The 16,300-nt window shown below is 39.2% G+C and carries 18 protein-coding genes; 3 read left to right on the forward strand and 15 right to left on the reverse strand.

Annotated elements, in window-relative coordinates; translation table 11 throughout:
* Positions 1-116 precede the first annotated feature (116 nt).
* The 5 genes from ACE1TG_RS09565 to ACE1TG_RS09585 form a co-directional block, all read right to left on the reverse strand.
* The gene (locus ACE1TG_RS09565; RefSeq protein ID WP_375052147.1) at positions 117-1,274 is read right to left on the reverse strand and encodes an NAD(P)/FAD-dependent oxidoreductase; all 1,158 of its coding nucleotides are present in this window, start codon (positions 1,272-1,274) and stop codon (positions 117-119) included.
* Positions 1,261-2,484, reverse strand: coding sequence for an NAD(P)/FAD-dependent oxidoreductase (locus tag ACE1TG_RS09570; RefSeq protein WP_375052148.1), 1,224 nt, complete (start codon positions 2,482-2,484; stop codon positions 1,261-1,263). The genes ACE1TG_RS09565 and ACE1TG_RS09570 overlap by 14 nt, the downstream gene beginning before the upstream one ends.
* A complete protein-coding gene (locus ACE1TG_RS09575) occupies positions 2,481-2,783 on the reverse strand; it encodes a (2Fe-2S)-binding protein (RefSeq protein WP_375052149.1) in 303 nt (100 codons plus the stop codon). The genes ACE1TG_RS09570 and ACE1TG_RS09575 overlap by 4 nt, the downstream gene beginning before the upstream one ends.
* Complete coding sequence (locus tag ACE1TG_RS09580; protein ID WP_375052150.1) at positions 2,780-3,058, reverse strand: (2Fe-2S)-binding protein; 279 nt, start codon at positions 3,056-3,058, stop codon at positions 2,780-2,782. The genes ACE1TG_RS09575 and ACE1TG_RS09580 overlap by 4 nt, the downstream gene beginning before the upstream one ends.
* A gap of 161 nt (positions 3,059-3,219) precedes the next feature.
* Complete coding sequence (locus ACE1TG_RS09585) at positions 3,220-3,738, reverse strand: LURP-one-related family protein (protein WP_375052151.1); 519 nt, start codon at positions 3,736-3,738, stop codon at positions 3,220-3,222.
* Positions 3,739-3,877: 139 nt separating this feature from the next.
* On the opposite strand from ACE1TG_RS09585, the gene ACE1TG_RS09590 reads away from it, so the two are divergent.
* Together ACE1TG_RS09590 and ACE1TG_RS09595 are read left to right on the forward strand one after the other, a co-directional pair.
* On the forward strand, positions 3,878-4,144 hold the full coding sequence (locus ACE1TG_RS09590) for a DUF1292 domain-containing protein (protein WP_375052152.1): 267 nt from the start codon (positions 3,878-3,880) through the stop codon (positions 4,142-4,144).
* Between the two features lie 130 nt (positions 4,145-4,274).
* Complete coding sequence (locus ACE1TG_RS09595; protein WP_375052153.1) at positions 4,275-4,763, forward strand: pyridoxamine 5'-phosphate oxidase family protein; 489 nt, start codon at positions 4,275-4,277, stop codon at positions 4,761-4,763.
* Between the two features lie 628 nt (positions 4,764-5,391).
* Here the strand turns inward: ACE1TG_RS09595 and arr are convergent.
* From arr to ACE1TG_RS09610, 3 genes are all read right to left on the reverse strand, one after another.
* Positions 5,392-5,808: an NAD(+)--rifampin ADP-ribosyltransferase gene (arr, locus tag ACE1TG_RS09600; RefSeq protein WP_375052154.1), complete on the reverse strand. Its 417-nt coding sequence runs from the start codon at positions 5,806-5,808 to the stop codon at positions 5,392-5,394.
* Between the two features lie 443 nt (positions 5,809-6,251).
* Positions 6,252-6,335, reverse strand: a complete 84-nt coding sequence (locus ACE1TG_RS09605) for a putative holin-like toxin (protein ID WP_375052292.1) — start codon at positions 6,333-6,335, stop codon at positions 6,252-6,254.
* 212 nt (positions 6,336-6,547) lie between these two features.
* Complete coding sequence (locus ACE1TG_RS09610) at positions 6,548-7,312, reverse strand: SDR family NAD(P)-dependent oxidoreductase (RefSeq protein ID WP_375052155.1); 765 nt, start codon at positions 7,310-7,312, stop codon at positions 6,548-6,550.
* 347 nt (positions 7,313-7,659) lie between these two features.
* On the opposite strand from ACE1TG_RS09610, the gene ACE1TG_RS09615 reads away from it, so the two are divergent.
* Positions 7,660-9,327 (forward strand): peptide ABC transporter substrate-binding protein, encoded by a 1,668-nt coding sequence (locus tag ACE1TG_RS09615; RefSeq protein ID WP_375052156.1) that lies wholly within the window; start codon positions 7,660-7,662, stop codon positions 9,325-9,327.
* A 266-nt stretch (positions 9,328-9,593) separates the two neighbouring features.
* On the opposite strand, the gene ACE1TG_RS09620 is transcribed toward ACE1TG_RS09615, so the two are convergent.
* From ACE1TG_RS09620 to ACE1TG_RS09650, 7 genes are all read right to left on the reverse strand, one after another.
* Positions 9,594-11,267, reverse strand: a complete 1,674-nt coding sequence (locus ACE1TG_RS09620) for an ABC1 kinase family protein (RefSeq protein WP_375052157.1) — start codon at positions 11,265-11,267, stop codon at positions 9,594-9,596.
* A gap of 173 nt (positions 11,268-11,440) precedes the next feature.
* Positions 11,441-12,031, reverse strand: coding sequence for a hypothetical protein (locus tag ACE1TG_RS09625; RefSeq protein ID WP_375052158.1), 591 nt, complete (start codon positions 12,029-12,031; stop codon positions 11,441-11,443).
* A 550-nt stretch (positions 12,032-12,581) separates the two neighbouring features.
* The gene (locus ACE1TG_RS09630; protein ID WP_375052159.1) at positions 12,582-13,112 is read right to left on the reverse strand and encodes a GNAT family N-acetyltransferase; all 531 of its coding nucleotides are present in this window, start codon (positions 13,110-13,112) and stop codon (positions 12,582-12,584) included.
* A gap of 119 nt (positions 13,113-13,231) precedes the next feature.
* Complete coding sequence (locus ACE1TG_RS09635) at positions 13,232-13,789, reverse strand: DUF1697 domain-containing protein (protein ID WP_375052160.1); 558 nt, start codon at positions 13,787-13,789, stop codon at positions 13,232-13,234.
* Between the two features lie 217 nt (positions 13,790-14,006).
* Positions 14,007-14,522, reverse strand: a complete 516-nt coding sequence (locus ACE1TG_RS09640; RefSeq protein WP_375052161.1) for a DinB family protein — start codon at positions 14,520-14,522, stop codon at positions 14,007-14,009.
* 182 nt (positions 14,523-14,704) lie between these two features.
* A complete protein-coding gene (locus tag ACE1TG_RS09645; RefSeq protein WP_375052162.1) occupies positions 14,705-15,103 on the reverse strand; it encodes a DUF6157 family protein in 399 nt (132 codons plus the stop codon).
* A gap of 47 nt (positions 15,104-15,150) precedes the next feature.
* Positions 15,151-16,134, reverse strand: coding sequence for a helix-turn-helix transcriptional regulator (locus ACE1TG_RS09650; RefSeq protein ID WP_375052163.1), 984 nt, complete (start codon positions 16,132-16,134; stop codon positions 15,151-15,153).
* Positions 16,135-16,300 lie beyond the last annotated feature (166 nt).

The raw sequence follows: 16,300 nt of genomic DNA on the forward strand, positions 1-16,300 counted from the left end.
TCACTTGCTGCTCTTCCCCTAGGAGTGTCGCAGTTTTCCACAGTATGTCGCAGTTTGTATCTACTACAGTTCAGGAAAAAGCAATAACCTTTAAAAAAACAGCCTTAATTTAAAAACTAAACAGCTTGCATCCTGTCCATTCGTAATGGTTCGAGCAAACCCTTATCGTTTGAGTTGTTGTCTGCTAAACTGGCAACCAGCACTCCAGTGATTGGCGCAAGTGCTATTCCATCCCCTTCATGACCAGCGGCTATAATAAACCCTTTCACATCTCGTGATTCATCAATAATCGGAAGTCCGTCACCTGTAAATGGCCTGAAACCTACCATCGTTCGGATAATTCGGGTCTCTTTTAATGCCGGTGCAATCCGACTTGCATGTGCGGCTATAGCAGAAAGTACTTTAGGCTCAACAGCTTTATCAAAACCCTTAAATTCCCTGCTTCCCCCGATCAGCAGATTTCCACTTTCCGTCTGCCCAAGAGAAAGCCCAATTCCATATGGCGGATCATTTGAATTACTTTCTTCCAGATGCTTGGCGGCAATATACTGTGAACATAAAATATTTCCATGAATTAATGGTTTTACTTTTTCCGAAATTAGAATTGCACCACGCCGGGGCATAATGGTTAGTCCAATTTCGGCCATTTCTGCTATTTTAGGAGCAAAAGGGCCCGCTGCATTAACCACAAGCTCCGTTGCAATGTATCCCTTATCTGTTTGTACACCTACTACTTTCCCTTGATTTACAGCAATATCGGTCACTTCAGTATGTGTTTGAATTTCAACTCCCTTTCGCTTTGATGCCTCTGCGAATCCTTGGCTTAATAGAAGTGGATTCACCTCGGCATCCTCCTTGTTGTAAGCAGAACCAGCAATATGCGATGATAAACTCGGCTGCCATGCAAGTGATTCTTTCCTGTCCAACAACTTCACATCAATTCCAGCCTTGTTTTGCTTATTGATAAAATCCTTCATGAAGGGTAAATGTGATTCCTTTTCGATGACGATCATCCCGCCATCTTTCTTGAACTCAATCGAAGCTTCCAGTTCATCTTCTAAATTCTCGTAAATCGTTCTGCTAGCATTTGCTAGTTTAATAGGAAAACCGGGTTTCTTTGATTGCAGGAAAATTGCCTTATCACAAGATCCAGAGGTTTGTGCCCCTATTTCACCTTTTTCAATTAAAACCACTTTTCGGTGCTCTGCCAACCGGTATGCAATCGACGTGCCAATCACACCTCCGCCAATTACGACAGCATCAGCTGTCTGCATATAGCTTCACCCCTTTAGAATTGTATTCCTTCCAATATTGTTGTGACTTTTCCCTGCCTGCTGCTATATTCTGCTGAAACGTTATTACCGCATTTTCCCTTGCCTGTATTACATTTTCCTGTGCTTCGTCTATTAAATTACAGCTGACCAGTCCAAGTTTTGCGGCAACTGTTGTTCCAACAAGGTCACCCTGCTCCATCGCAACCTTCGCGCTCTCAATTCCGGTAATATTGCCGGCTACATAAATTCCGGGTTGGGTTGTTTCCATCTCTGGGCTATGTAACGGAATATGACCACCTAGTTCCTCGATGTACACGGATTCGCACCCAGCTGCACCCGCTAATTCCATAAGTGGATACAGGCCTCCTGAAATACAGACACAATCTACATCAACTGTCTTGACACGATCCTCATTAGGAATACCTTCCTGACTTACTGGGATTACCTTGATATGCTCCACCTGTACAGCACCGCCAATTTCTAAGACTGTTTTTCTTAAATAAAGAGGGATCCCCCAAATCTTCATTCCAAACCGTGGATAAAATTTAGCCCCCACATGTTGGATAAATGGATATTTTGCCAGATTCCCAGCCATCTTGAAGAATAAGTTAGGTGCGGCGTGTGCCATACTGGATAAATAACTGATCATCTTGCTTGGTGATGACTTGTCTTTTGAAAACACACTGTCGGGTGGAAGAAATATCCCGACCACATGAACCCCAGCCATTTTTAATTGATGCGCTACTGATAAGGAAAGAGGGTCTACGCCGATAATCGCTATTTTTCTGCCAGGCTTTACACGATGGTAGTTTGTTAAAGTCTGAGCAGCCCCGACTGCCATTGCTCCCGGTAACGTCCACCCGGGAATTGGAATTGCTTTTTCAGCAGCTCCTGAAGCAATTAAAATATATTCCGATTGAAGTTCTTCTCCGTTGTTCATAAACACCTTCCAGCGTGGGTAGATTGCCCACACCTCTTTGCCCTGAAAACAGGTAACTCCTGTCTGACGCAAATTTGTTTCCATTTTCCGGGCAGTTTTTCCGCCATGCCACCAACCACTTTTTGGTTCTTTATGCAGCTGGCCTAACAATTTACCACCTGCAGATGGATTTTCATCAATTATCGCTACCTTTGCACCGTATGACGCAGCTTTGATTGCCGCGCTCATCCCTGCAGGTCCTGCACCAATAACAATCAGATCGTACTTCATGAGTCATCCCCATCCTGCGATTCAATACACATCTGATCCCGTACATTTGTGATACATGATCGCACACTTCGTTTTCCATCAACCGTTACACGACATTCATAACAGTGACCGATTCCACAGTATATACCGCGTGGCTCTCTATTTTTTTCTGAATACCGCAGTACACGAATATGATTAGCAAGTAACGCAGCCGCAATCGACTCCCCTTCATATGCCTGGTAATCCACCCCATTGAATGTAATCGTTACCGGTCTCTTTTCCATATCTTCGAGAATCGGATGGTCCGTAATTCGCATCATTCAACACCCTTTCTCTCACCGGCTAGTTCAGCCAGACTTAAAGGTCGTACAGGATAAGTAAAGGTTAAGTCCGAACCATCTGGTATTTCCTTGTCAGTATAGTGAGCAACAATCTGTTCGATGAGCGGACGGCACGTTTTTCCCTGACATATCCCCATTCCAGCTCTTGTTTTCAGCTTTAATGCCTTCGCTGTTGTTAATCCTTCATTTATGCCTGCTTTCAGTTCACTTAACATAACTTCTTCACATCTGCATATTAGTATGTCTTTAGACATATTTACCTCCTTATCGTTCGACTGAACATGGACAGGAAAAGAACTTATATAATTTTATGAATAAGAAGTTTCTTTCATGCAGGCTTAAACTTATCCAGGATTTTGGAAATAAAAAACAGAGCACCTCCTAAGGTACTCTGCCTATCTTCATTATTCCTTTACTAAGAACCTCCTGCTCCACCACCTGCTCCTGCAGAATTATTCTGTTTAATAATCAGATTAACTCCCATCACAACCGCTATTAATTCTTCCTTGGCTAACAAAGATGAATTATTGCTTAACACATATGCAGGTGATTGAAAGAAACCACTGACCTTCTTGAATGTAGCAACCAGATTTTCATCCTGATCAAGAATGTCATACTCCTTGGAAAACGCCTCTGATTTAATCTCATACTCACCATGATCATAGGAATGATAGACAAACTTCTTGGAAAACAAGGCAAAACGCTGCTTTAGTTTCCCAAGTTCCTGCTCACTTTTGTCCTTCACAATCCAGCCTCTTGAGAAAAAAGGGGAAGAACCCGTCACTACAATATTCCCATCAACGTCGAGAATAGCGACACTTGAGGAGAAAGCACTTTTTAAATCAAGTGACCCGACTATCTCCTGCTCACCATTAAAAATTTCCGTTGTTCCCTTTGAAAAAAAGTTATCTTTAAAATAAATTGACTCCCCCATCAAAAATCCTCCTAGTTTTATGCTGTTACTTTAGCTACGAATTAGGTGTTGACTATGTTTCATTTTACAAAAGATAGTATTAATTTCATACTTAAAGAGAAAATAATGAATAGGAACAAGCATGAGGAGGAGTAATAATATGGGCGAAATTGAAGTTGGCGAAGTGTTTACAATAAGTGATGAGACAGAAGAAGAACAATCAGTTGAAGTACTGGCAAAGGTTACATTAAAAGATACTGACTATGTGGCTGTCAGCTTTGTACAGGATTTACAAGCAGAAAGTGATGATGACATTGATCTCTTCTTCCTCAAAATAGACGATGACAATGATTTATCAGCAATTGAATCCGACGAGGAATTTGATAGAGTATCAAAGGCATTCGATGCAATTTTAGATGAGGAGTAAGGTTTAAAGGGAGTGACTATTATTAATGGTCCTTCCTTTTTAATTTTATGATGATGTAACAAGCATTTACTCTTTTATAGCTGGATAAAAGTTGGTATATAGGGCACTATACCCTTGAAGGAGTGATAAAATGTCTAACAACATGAAACAAGATGATATTGAAACATTAAGAGAGATAATTAAAGATGTAGACACGGCCATGCTGACTACAGTTACTGAAGAAGGGCTGGTTTCTCGTCCTATGAAAACACAAGAAGTAGAGTTTGATGGTGACTTGTGGTTTTTCACTAAGAAAGAGACGAATAAATATGATGAAATATTACATAATCAAGATGTTAATGTAGCATATGTAGGTAAATCCTATGTTTCCGTCCGTGGTAGAGCGGAAATCGTTGAAGATTTAGGCAAGAAAAAGGAATTGTGGAGCAAAATATACGAGAAAATAATGCAATCTTCTTATGATGATCCTAATGTTATTTTGATAAAGGTAAATGTGGAAGCAGCCGAATATTGGGAAGGAGGAAATTACATAAAGAAAATTGCCTTTTACTATAAACGCATGACCAAGCAAGGTTCTAAATCAACAGACATTAATGAAACATTAGAGTTTAAGAATTAATAACAAAAGCGCAAGCGCCTGTTCAGCGCCGTATGGACTGCGCTCAGCGCTGCGGGTGGGTCGACGTTGCCGCGCAAAGCGGCGGTGTTAGTCGATCTTCCTTTTCCCGTGTGAGATAAAGGATACACGAAGAGCGTAAGCGATTCGATGTTGACTTATCGTAGACACGGGGAGGGAAGTCCACTAGGCGCTAGGCGCTGGCCGGTGAGAACGCCACGTCCTGTGGCGTCACCGGCACTAGTACGTCCTGTACGTCGGAGCTGGACGTCGCTGATTCAGAAGCCTAGTTACCCACAGCACTTAAATTTTATAATTTCATATACAATTAGAAAACTTGGCATTCGCCAAGCCTTTGGGCGAATTGCCTTAGTTGCACTTATGCAGTAAGAAAGCAGTTATACTTTCTTACTGCTAACAAAAGTGGATTGTCTAGTGATAGGACAATCCATTTTGCATACCTCAAATGTGTACCAATGGTATTGAAAAACAATTGCTCTTTTATCAGGTAATTTCATGGCAAAAATAACATAATGGTATTAGAAAAGGAGCTCCTCAAGAATTGAAAGGCTGGGGAGTTCGATTTTATTTGTCTATATTTTGAAGATCATGACTTTATAGATTTTAAGTATTAATCGTATATTACATTTTTTCCTTCTTCAGTTAACTTTTTTAGAGATGCAAGCATATGATTTATTTCTTCATCGGAATGTCTTTCCCATGAACTTAATTCAGCTATTATTTTCAAAGGAGATTTAGACCTATACGAACGTGTTGGGTTTCCAGGAAATTTTTTGTCAGTTACATTCGGATCATTTTCAAAATCACTTAATGGTTCTACAATATAAATTCTTTCTTTTGATCCAGATCTTGCTAATTCAGCACCCCATTTAGCAGCATCCAATGTTGCAGTAAAATAAATATGGTTAGATTTTTTATCTTGGTGATTTGATAAGTACTGTGGCTCTAATAGATCCCCAATTTTTAGTTCTGCTTTAGTACCATGAAAAAAAGGACCATTATCTAAAACATCTTTTTTGTCATTCATACTTATACACCCCTTGTATTTTAGATTTGTATATACCAGTATAATAGGGGAATTACAAAAAGAGTAGTCTATAAATAATTTGTAAATAATGGTATAATGTAAGTAGAAAGAATAATACCTAACGATTATTACTTATTTTTACATTTTGCTCCATTTATAGCTACACAACCAGGTCATTAAATACAACTAGAGCACACGAAACATCTGAAAGCTCTTGTTGCATTTAATTTATTGAATCCTTGTATACTCATAACGTTAAAAACTTAGAAGATGTTTAACATTTAATTAAAATAGGGTATACTATAAATAGAAAGTCATACATTAATAAAGACTGAACGGTGCGCTAACACCATTCAGTCTACGTGTAATAGCCCTTCAAAGGGGCGGCTCACGTAAAGAGTTAAGAAATAACTACCCTAAACGCTTGCTCAGGCTCAGGGTGGTTATTTTTTGTTTGACATTATCGCAACAATTAACGTTCCGAACGAGATCATGAGAAACATGGTCTCAAAAAATGTCATAGGCATCACCCCCTTTACAGGGAAAGTGAGCCACCACCCATGAAAAACCTTATTACACTATCTCTATTATATCAAAGATTCTTATTGAGGATAATAAACAAATTCTCCTCGGACTAAAAACACCTGTCACTTAACAATAGTTTCAAGTGACAGGCACTAATTATCGAAAAAAAGAATATACCCCTATTTGAGTCTATCCCCTTCTATGAATCTCTTAATTAATCTGCTTGCATACCGCCATCCACATTATATAGTGAACCATTTACGAACGATGCATTATCGGATGCAAGGAATAAAACAATTTGTGCAACTTCTTCTGGTGCACCAAAGCGTCCTGCGGGGATACCTTGTTTAATTGCTTCACCAGATTTTTCCGGTTCGCCTGGTGTAATATTATTCTGAATATCTGCAAGCATTTGTGTGTCAATGGCTGCGGGCGCAACCGCGTTTACACGAATTCCATTGCCTGCAACTTCAAGGGCAGCTGTTTTTGTGATCCCAGCTACTCCATGCTTCGAAGCAATGTAGCCAGCCATTCCTGCTGAGCCAATATACGCTGCGTTTGATGCAGTGTTTATAATACTGCCATGACCTTGCGTCTCCATCTGTCTTATTACGTGCTTCAGACCAAGGAATACCCCCATAACATTAATATTCATTATCTGTTCAAATTTTTCTTTCTCCAAGTCCTTAATCATTTCAAACGGCCCATTTACACCCGCATTATTAAAGAATACGTCTATCCTTCCAAACGTATCCACTGTTTGTTTCACATAATTCTTCACATTATCTTCATCGGTTACGTTAGCCTGTACCACTTTGATACGGTCATCTTCAGCATTTAGAGCATTTTTAGCGTTATCCAATGCCTCCTGATTTATGTCGACCAATACCACTTTTGCACCCTTGTCCAAAAACAGCTGTGCAGTAGCTCTGCCAATACCACCAGCACCACCAGTAATCAGTACTACCTTGTCATTCATCACTATTCCTCCTTATTGTAACCTACTAATATTTTGTAACTATCAATTATTATATTGTATAATCACACAATTATCAAATAATTTGTTTTTTTGGGACATTTAGGGACAGGTTCCTTGTCCCATTTTCCACATTAAATTCTTTCGATATTATATAAATATAGTGAACCATTAACAAACGATGTCCAAGACAACATTATGATAAGGCTTACTTTTATAAAAAATTACAAATTCCGATAAAATTCTATCATTTCTTTCTTTACAAACTAAGTTAACGGGATTACAATGTTGTAAAGTTTCCATTAAATTCAATAGGGATAATTTTCAAAAAACAACATAGGAGGGCTCACATGAATTTAAAAAAATGGGTTATATTCACAGTACTGACTCTATTATTAAGTATATTGGCCGCGTGTTCAGAAGACTCTAATGACGCAGCGGATACCAATGACTCAGCAACAGAGACGACAGAAAATGGAGAGAAAGTATTAAACTTTACAAACAAAGTAAACATCGCAACCATGGACCCTTCAATCGCAACAGATGAAGCTTCCTTCAATTTTTTAGCAGCTACCACGGAAGGGCTATATCGACTTGATGAGAACGCAAAAATTACAGAGGGCATTGCCACGGGACATGAAATTAGTGAAGATGGACTTACATGGACATTTACATTAAGGGAAGATGCAACTTGGGGAAATGGTGATCCCGTAACCGCTCATGATTTTGTTTATGCATGGCGCCGTGCAGTCAATCCAGATACTGGATCTGAATACGGTCCATATATGATGAATAACGTAATTAAAAATGCCACAAAAGTAAGCAGTGGAGAACTTCCTGTTGAAAAACTAGGTGTAAAAGCTGATGGAGACTATACATTAGTAGTTAATCTGGAAAATCCAACACCATATTTTGAATCGTTAACAACCTTTGGTACCTTCTTCCCGCTAAACCAGGAATTTGTAGAGGAACAGGGAGATAAATTTGCCACAAGTTCTGACACAGTATTAGCAAACGGGCCTTATACATTAGAAAATTGGGAAAGTACCAGTGATTCATGGGAATTAGTTAAAAATGATAATTATTGGGACGCAGATGCAGTTAAGATGGATAAATTGAAGTTCAAAGTAGTAAAGGATCCACAGACTGCTGTTGATTTATACGAATCAGGCACAATGGACCGGATTAACCTATCTGCTGACCTTGTTGATAAATATAGTACACACGAAGATTATGTCGTATCACCGGATACTTTTGTTTACTTTATAAAGTTCAACCAGACAACATCTGAAGCACTTGCCAACAGAAATATTCGGGCTGCAATCAGCAGAGCCTTTAATAAACAAGCATTAGTGGATGAAATTCTTAATAATGGGTCCATCGTTGCTAACGGGCTGGTACCTAAAAATTTCACACCGCTTCCAGAATCCGGAGAAGATTTCCGCGAAGTAAGTGGTGACCTTGTAACCTATGATTTGGAAAAGGCAAAAAAATTGTGGGAAAAAGGGTTAGAAGAGCTTGGCACAGATACAATAGAGTTAGAATTATTAACTGGGGATGATAAGACAACAAAAACGATGGTAGAATATCTTGCAAATCAGCTATCTACAAATCTGCCAGGATTAGAAATTAATTTAAAACAAGTACCTAAAGAACAACGTCTTGATTTAGATACAAAGATGGATTATCAACTTCAAGTATCCAGATGGGGACCTGACTTCCTTGATCCATTCACATTTATGAACCTTTGGACAACTAAAAGCGGAAACAATATGATGGGCTATTCCAATCCGAAATATGATAAATTAGTCAAAGAAACAGCAACAACATTGGCTACTGATAATGTTGCACGCTACGAAAACTTCTTAAAGGCTGAAAAAATTCTCTTTGAGGATGCCGCAATTGCACCAATTTATCAAAGCTCAAGAGCCCAACTAATTTCACCGAAAGTAAAAGGTATTCACGTCAACCCATTCGGAGCAACATACGAATATAAATGGGCAGACGTCGCAGAGTAATCCATTAAAGTAGCAGGATCCAGTACTATTGGATCCTGCTACTTTACTATTCATAGCTTACTTTTGTGGGACAATTAGGGACAGGTTCCTTGTCCGTCCCACTTCTTCATTAAACTAAACAAATTCTATCACTACAAAAAAGGTGACCATCAAGACAGCAAGAATTAGAAAAACGGTAAGTGCCTGCTTCATTCTTGACCTCCTCAATAACAGTACTTGTTAATTTGTGTTACCCGCTTTCAACTCCATTCAATCTTAGATCCTCTTCACATCCGTCCTGACCGGATAATCGTTATCACCATCAGTACAAACATGAGGGCTGCGATGACTGCACCGATTTCGATGATTGGCAGGTTCCAGATGATGGTGTCCTGCCCGACAATTGCTAAGCCGATAATTAGACTGCCCATTAAAATACTGAAGGCAAGCATCAGAACACTGAATGACAGCCGGTTACTGATCTTGTCCACCCTGCGCATGATTTGGTCGCCGCGTTTCACGTTAATATCCAGCCCGATTTTGCCTTTTTTTATTACGTCCATTACTTCCTTCAAATCACTTGGCAATTCGGAAATAATACCGATGTCTTCCCCAATCTCTTCCAATGAATTTCGGATAATTTCTCTTGGACGGTAACGCTGCCACATCAGTTTTTGTGCAAAAGGTTCTGCCGACCGCATGAGACTGAATTCCGGATCAAGCCGCCGGAGAACCCCCTCAAGCGTTAGGATTACCTTGCTGATCAGCGCCAGTTCTGTTGGGATTTTTATGTAGTTGTGATATGAGACATTCAATATTTCCAGGATAACCCTGCCTAGGCTAAGTTCTTTCATTTTGATATTTTCATAGCGAACATGCAGGTCTTCCAGGTCACGCCTCAATGCCTCAGTGTCTGTCTCTTCACTGATAATGTCCATCTTAGAAAAAGTTTTGATCATCGATTTTGTGTTGCCTTGATGAAGGTTGACAAGTAGCGATGCAAAGTGCTGTCGCGTCTTTTTATTAATCATTCCGGTTTCCCCAAAGTCAAAAAATGCAATTGAGTTTTTTGGCAACACATAAATATTGCCGGCGTGAGGGTCGGCATGGAAAAAACCATTCTCGAAAAGTTGCCGCAGCATTGTATCTGCCAGGCGCCGAGCAATTTTAACCCGGTCATATCCATTGGCATCCAGTTCTTCAATCCTGGAAATCTTGATGGCGTCGATTTTTTCCATTGTCAATACCCGTTTGGTCGAAAAATCCCAGTAAACGTCTGGGACTTTTATATACGCATCATCCTCAAATTGCTTGGAAATCCGTCCGGCACCAAGACCTTCCATTAAGTAATCCAGCTCATTTTTCAGCGAATTGGAGAGTTCATCAATGATGTCACAGAGACGGTATCGTTTTGCCCAGACAGTACGTTCCTCCAATATACGGCCAAATCCCTGCAAAATTTCCAAATCGGTTTCAATCTTGGACTTCAGCCCCGGCCGCTGCACCTTAAGCACGACATCCTCACCACTAAGAAGCTTAGCAGTGTGGACTTGTCCAATTGAGGCTGTCGCAAGCGGATCGGAATCCACGTTTGCAAACAGATTTCCGATCTCATCCTCAAGCTCTGATTCAATTGTAGACCGCACATGTTCGTATGGTATCACCCGTGCATGATCCTGGAGCTTTTCCAATTCTTCTATTATTTCCTGAGGCAGCGCATCATGGCGTGTACTGGCAATCTGACCGAGCTTAATGAACGATGGACCAAGATCCTGCAGTGCATGCCGCAGCCTTTTCCCAACGTTTTTCATATTCCGATCGATCTCATCAGCTCCATGCCCTGCTGCAAAACCTCTATCTGCCAGGCCAACACGGAACAGGAAATGGCTGAATCCATTTTTCATTAGTACATTAATTATTTCACGATAGCGCTTTGTATGTCTGAGTCGTTGCCCGAGCAAGTTAATCAGCTCCTGTTTCATCTAATTTTGCATTACTTACATCTTCCTCTTTTACGATACAGCTAAACGACATCACACACAACAATTCTGCCATGCCTATCAGCTATCCTATGAAAATTTTGACTGAATCATGTCAGATTGGTGAATCTGAATCTCGATGTTCAAGAAGTCTTTTATTCCACTTTTCTTTTTCTCGAGAGGTGTAAATAGATAACGATGCTTACTATTATTAAACAGAAGGTAACATTCTGTGCAGCACCAACAATATTAAACCAACTTCTTGTACCATATAAAAACAACTGAAAGATTAAACCTGCAAGTAAAATTAGTAAAGCATATGGATTAATTTTAAATAAATACCCTATACCCCCGCCTAAGCTCCCTCCAACAGCTGAGGCTCCGTACCAAATCATATATGTGACTGCTTGCTCACTAAATGAAACAGGTACTGGTACGTCTGTATAAAAGTGGCCTATTACGAAATAAAACGTAATAGCGGTGATTGTATAAATAGCACCAAATAAAATAGCTTGCTTAATGTTCCTCCCAAATAAATAGCCAACTAGCATAGCCAGTATAAACCACATGGGTAGGGAATTAATCATTACTGCTAAATACGAAATGAAGAATTCAAAAACGGTCATCTCTTCACCTACATATGGTAAATGATCGGAAATAACTGAAAAAATCCCTACAATTAAACCAACTATACTTGTAAAAACCGCAAAACTCCAATACCCTTTATACTCTTTGATCTTTTTCAACAAATCACCCCTACTTAAATATTTTGCAATTTATAGTTTCTCTAACGATTTATTTAGTAAGAAATTACTGTATCGTTTGGCGATGTTTAGAAAACTTGGCTTATCGCCAAGCCCTAATATAGATAAGCCTTAGTAGCACTTATGTTATGCTTTCTTATCTGCCAAAACAAAAGTGTATTAACTGAATAACACACATTTACATGTATTATATGGTTAATACACCAGGAAATCAACACTATATACTGCACTATTTTTATAGAAATGCGCTCAATTAAACAATTTTCCCTCCTGAAATAATCTACCAGTGTAGATGCTTAGAATCCTGTTATTTTCCTAGGTTCGTTATTGCGCAACACCCATTGGGTTAACGTGGAAATATGTTTGTTTGGAATGGCTACGATATGTACTTTATAAGAAAGCCAAATATGATAGCACGCTAAGATTTTTTCCGTACCTTTACAACTTCAATATTTTCACTTAATGTATCCTTTTTAACCTAACAATATGTTAATCCATTTCTTGGACCCGTATATGAAAAAACATCCATCTGTCACTTATTATAATTTCTTTTCAATAGACCCATGAAAATAACATTATGCCAAGAGCCATCCCGATAAAATTGTTCTATTAATTCTCCTTCTTCATAAAATCCAAGTTTTTGATATAATTTAATTGCCCCTTTATTGAAGGAAAATACTCGTAAATACACTTTGTGCAGATTCAACTCGTTAAATGCAAAATCCAATAGTAGACGAAAAGATTCCTGCCCAAAACCTTTACCCCAGTAACTTTTATCCCCTATGCTTATATTACATTCAGCGTTACGGTTTCCATAATCAATATTAATAAGCGATGTTATGCCGATCGGATTATTAGCTTCAAGTTCCTCAATCATGTATATTCTGGAATTATTAGATTCAGTTATGTTTTTAACGAATTTTTCAGTGTCAGCATACGTAAAAACATCCAAAGATGAGTCAGCGAAATGCATAATCTCTATATCGTTTCTCCACCTATGGTAAGTAGAAGCATCTTCACTGGACATTTTCCTTAGTCGAACTCTTTCTCCACTAAAAAGCATTGGAAGCTCCCCTTTTCTGCTTGTTATTCAAATCTCGTTCCTTGTATAAAATAAACCTATGGATTAATTGTTTATTCTCGCCTATTAACGCTATACTCAGAGCAGCACTCTTCTAACGATCAAATATTCCTTTCATTTACCATTGTGTCAAGCTTATTTAACGTTTTCCAGTTACGTACTGTCACAGGCATCCCTAATTTCTGAATACTTCTGGCCAGATGGGAGTTTCGAATACTATGATGGAATAAGAGGTAAATTTCCCGACCTACGATTTGATATGATTCTTTTTCATTTTTATAATTGCTTAATCGTTTAATTCCTTCTTGTGACGGTGGATTGGGCAATAAAGCAACATATAAACTTTCTCCAGCTGCAGATGCTTCAGCCTCAGATATGGATTTCTCTGAGAATGGACAATTTCTGATGATCCTTTCCAATTCCGTAGCTGTTCTTAAAATAACGTTGATAGAATAGCCAAATCCTTCTTCAATTCTCTTTTCAATTTGTTTCTGTAACGGTTCTTCCTTCTCATTCGATTCGAACAGAATATTACCGCTTTGGATATAAGTTTGAACCCGGTTAAGCCCTATCGTCTCAAGAACGTTCCTCAATTCGGCCATCTTTATTTTATTCTTTCCACCCACGTTAATACCACGCAATAGCGCTATATAAATCATTATCGATCCCTCTTCTGCCTTTCTTAAATTACGTTCTTACCATCCAGAAGGGGCGCGCTTTGGTATAAAAGCGCGCCCTATTAAAACAACTGCACACTTATCGTTCGTCTTCACCAAGCATCGTATAGATTTCCCAGTCTGATAACGTATCCAGTACGTAATTATAAACCGTTATCATGTCAGCACCTCCATAAGAACCCCTTTTCCAGCGGATTAACTAGTTTTTAGCATTCTTATCATACAGATAAAGGATATAATCGGTTGGAACGCTTGGGTGCCCCAATTGGCGAATCATGGCTGTAAGATTACCACGATGATACGTTCCGTGATTGACAACTTGCTGGACCAAATTGGAAAGTTGTGTTTCCAACCGACCATAATGTGGATGTTCAAGTACCATGGGTCTGTCAAAATCATCTTCGCTGTTAAAAAATGCTTTGTAGCGTTCAGACAGTTCTTTAAACATGTCTTCCAGGTCCTCGAGATTTTTACCTTTCGTTGCCTCAGCAGCTTTAACGCCGGAGGCCCGAACTTGATCAAAATTATCTTCTAGTATGACACCGAGCCAAATGGTATCAGTGACGTAAATGTGGGAGAGCGTTTCTGCAATTGAAGGAAAAACACTTTCAATTTCCTGTGAATATATTTCGTCAGGTAGCTCTTTTAAATGTCCAAAAAATTTGTTGTTTGCCCAAAGGTGATAATCATATGACAGTATTGCTTGATGTTTCATTTGAAATTCCTCCTTGTTTATTCACTTTTCTCCGAGAATATTATCATTATAAAACAATAACCCTGACAATTGCTGTCAGGGGATGTTATATTTTTACAAAGAGTTACTAACTGCCGCGCTTTTTTACTATTCCTTTCTAAAATCCCATTGGACGTGGCTATTCCATAATTAACGATAGCACTTTATTTTTTAGACTTCATCGCCTTCACCTTCTTAATTTGATCCTGCTGTTTAAGCTCTTGATATTTCTCCGATTCAACTGGAATCATTTCGGCCTTGCCATTCGTATCAAAGTAAATTCCCCAGCCAAACCGTTTCGGTAGAGAAGAAGCTCGCATACAAGCACGACTTTTCTGTAAAAAAAGCACCTCTTCCCTGTCACGGTTTTCTTCTGGAATTCCTTTGTGTATCATATGTACCTCGAATTGTAACTCATCTTGCGTATAGTAGCCCGGATTCTCATGAAGCAGCGCATATTCAATTTCAGAGATTGTCCTCTTTTTTCGGTTAGATACAGGTATTTTACTTGCCTGAACAGGGCTATCATCAGAAATCAATATAAATGTACTGTAATAATTCATGGTATCACCTCCATTTATTTACTTTAAAAAGTGACTCGGAATCTTACTTACCTCTTCACTCCGTCAAGGTGCTCACTTGTTTCATAATAGTTTGCAAGTTGTCGGGCCTTTTCTGCCATCTTATTTCTCAACGCCTGTGGATCCAATACTTGAATACCTGTTCCGAACGTAAGAAGGAATGCAGAGAATTTATTCTCCATCCATTCAACATTGATTTTGAAATGGGCCTCTTCATCTACTCGTTCCGTCAGGCAATGGTGCATTATTTGGCACAGATAATCCATAACTTCAGGTTTCCCCCGAACATGGACCATAGCAGTTGGCTCTTTTGCTTCCCAATCAAAGCTCCACTGATTTTGTAAATACTTGCTCGCCGAAAAATCGGATGGTCGTTCAAAAAATAAACCAGAATATGAAAGGTAGCTAATCCGATCTATGCGAAACGTACGCAACTCCTGTCTCAAATGACAGAATGCAACTACATACCAATAATTTTGCCGGTACACCAAGCCATATGGATCAATCCGACGTTCAACAGGCCCTTCTCCCTTTCGTTTATCATAGAACACATCAATGGTTTGACCCTCTGCCACGGTTTGTTCAAGCTGCTTAAGCAAGCGGTGCATCAATTCATTATGTTGTGAGAACATGACATCAAAACCACTCATGTGGCGATCCAAATAAGCCTTCTGTTTGTAGTTCAAATTCTGTTGGATTTTTTCAAGGGCATGGCTTAAATCCTCTTCATACGGATACCCTGCTCCCCGTGCAAATGAGGCGGCGTGAAACAGACTTTTCAATTCATGAAGATTAAAAAACAGCGGTGCTTCCCGAAAACTTTTCGGCAAATGATAACCCCCGTCATGTCCCGGGTCAGCTACAATAGGCACCCCGCTTGCACAAAGTGCGTCAATATAGCGATAAATCGTCCGAACACTAATTTCCAATCTCTCCGAAAGTTGTTCCGCCGTCATACTGTTTCTTGATCTTAATAGCCATACAATAGCTAGCATATTGTCCCATTTTGCCAAGAAAATTCTCTCCTTTTAAGCGGATAATCTCCTAATTCAAACATACACAATTAATTAGGATTTTTAAACGTTTTGTTGATTGTGAGAAAATTTATCTTTCTTATCTTAAGATTGTCATTTACACAGTCATAGGTGTTTATTCAACAATCTGGACGATTTCGCATCC

Origin of the sequence: Virgibacillus sp. JSM 102003 (assembly GCF_041949995.1) — a bacterium.
Taxonomy (GTDB): Bacteria; Bacillota; Bacilli; order Bacillales; family Amphibacillaceae; genus Lentibacillus.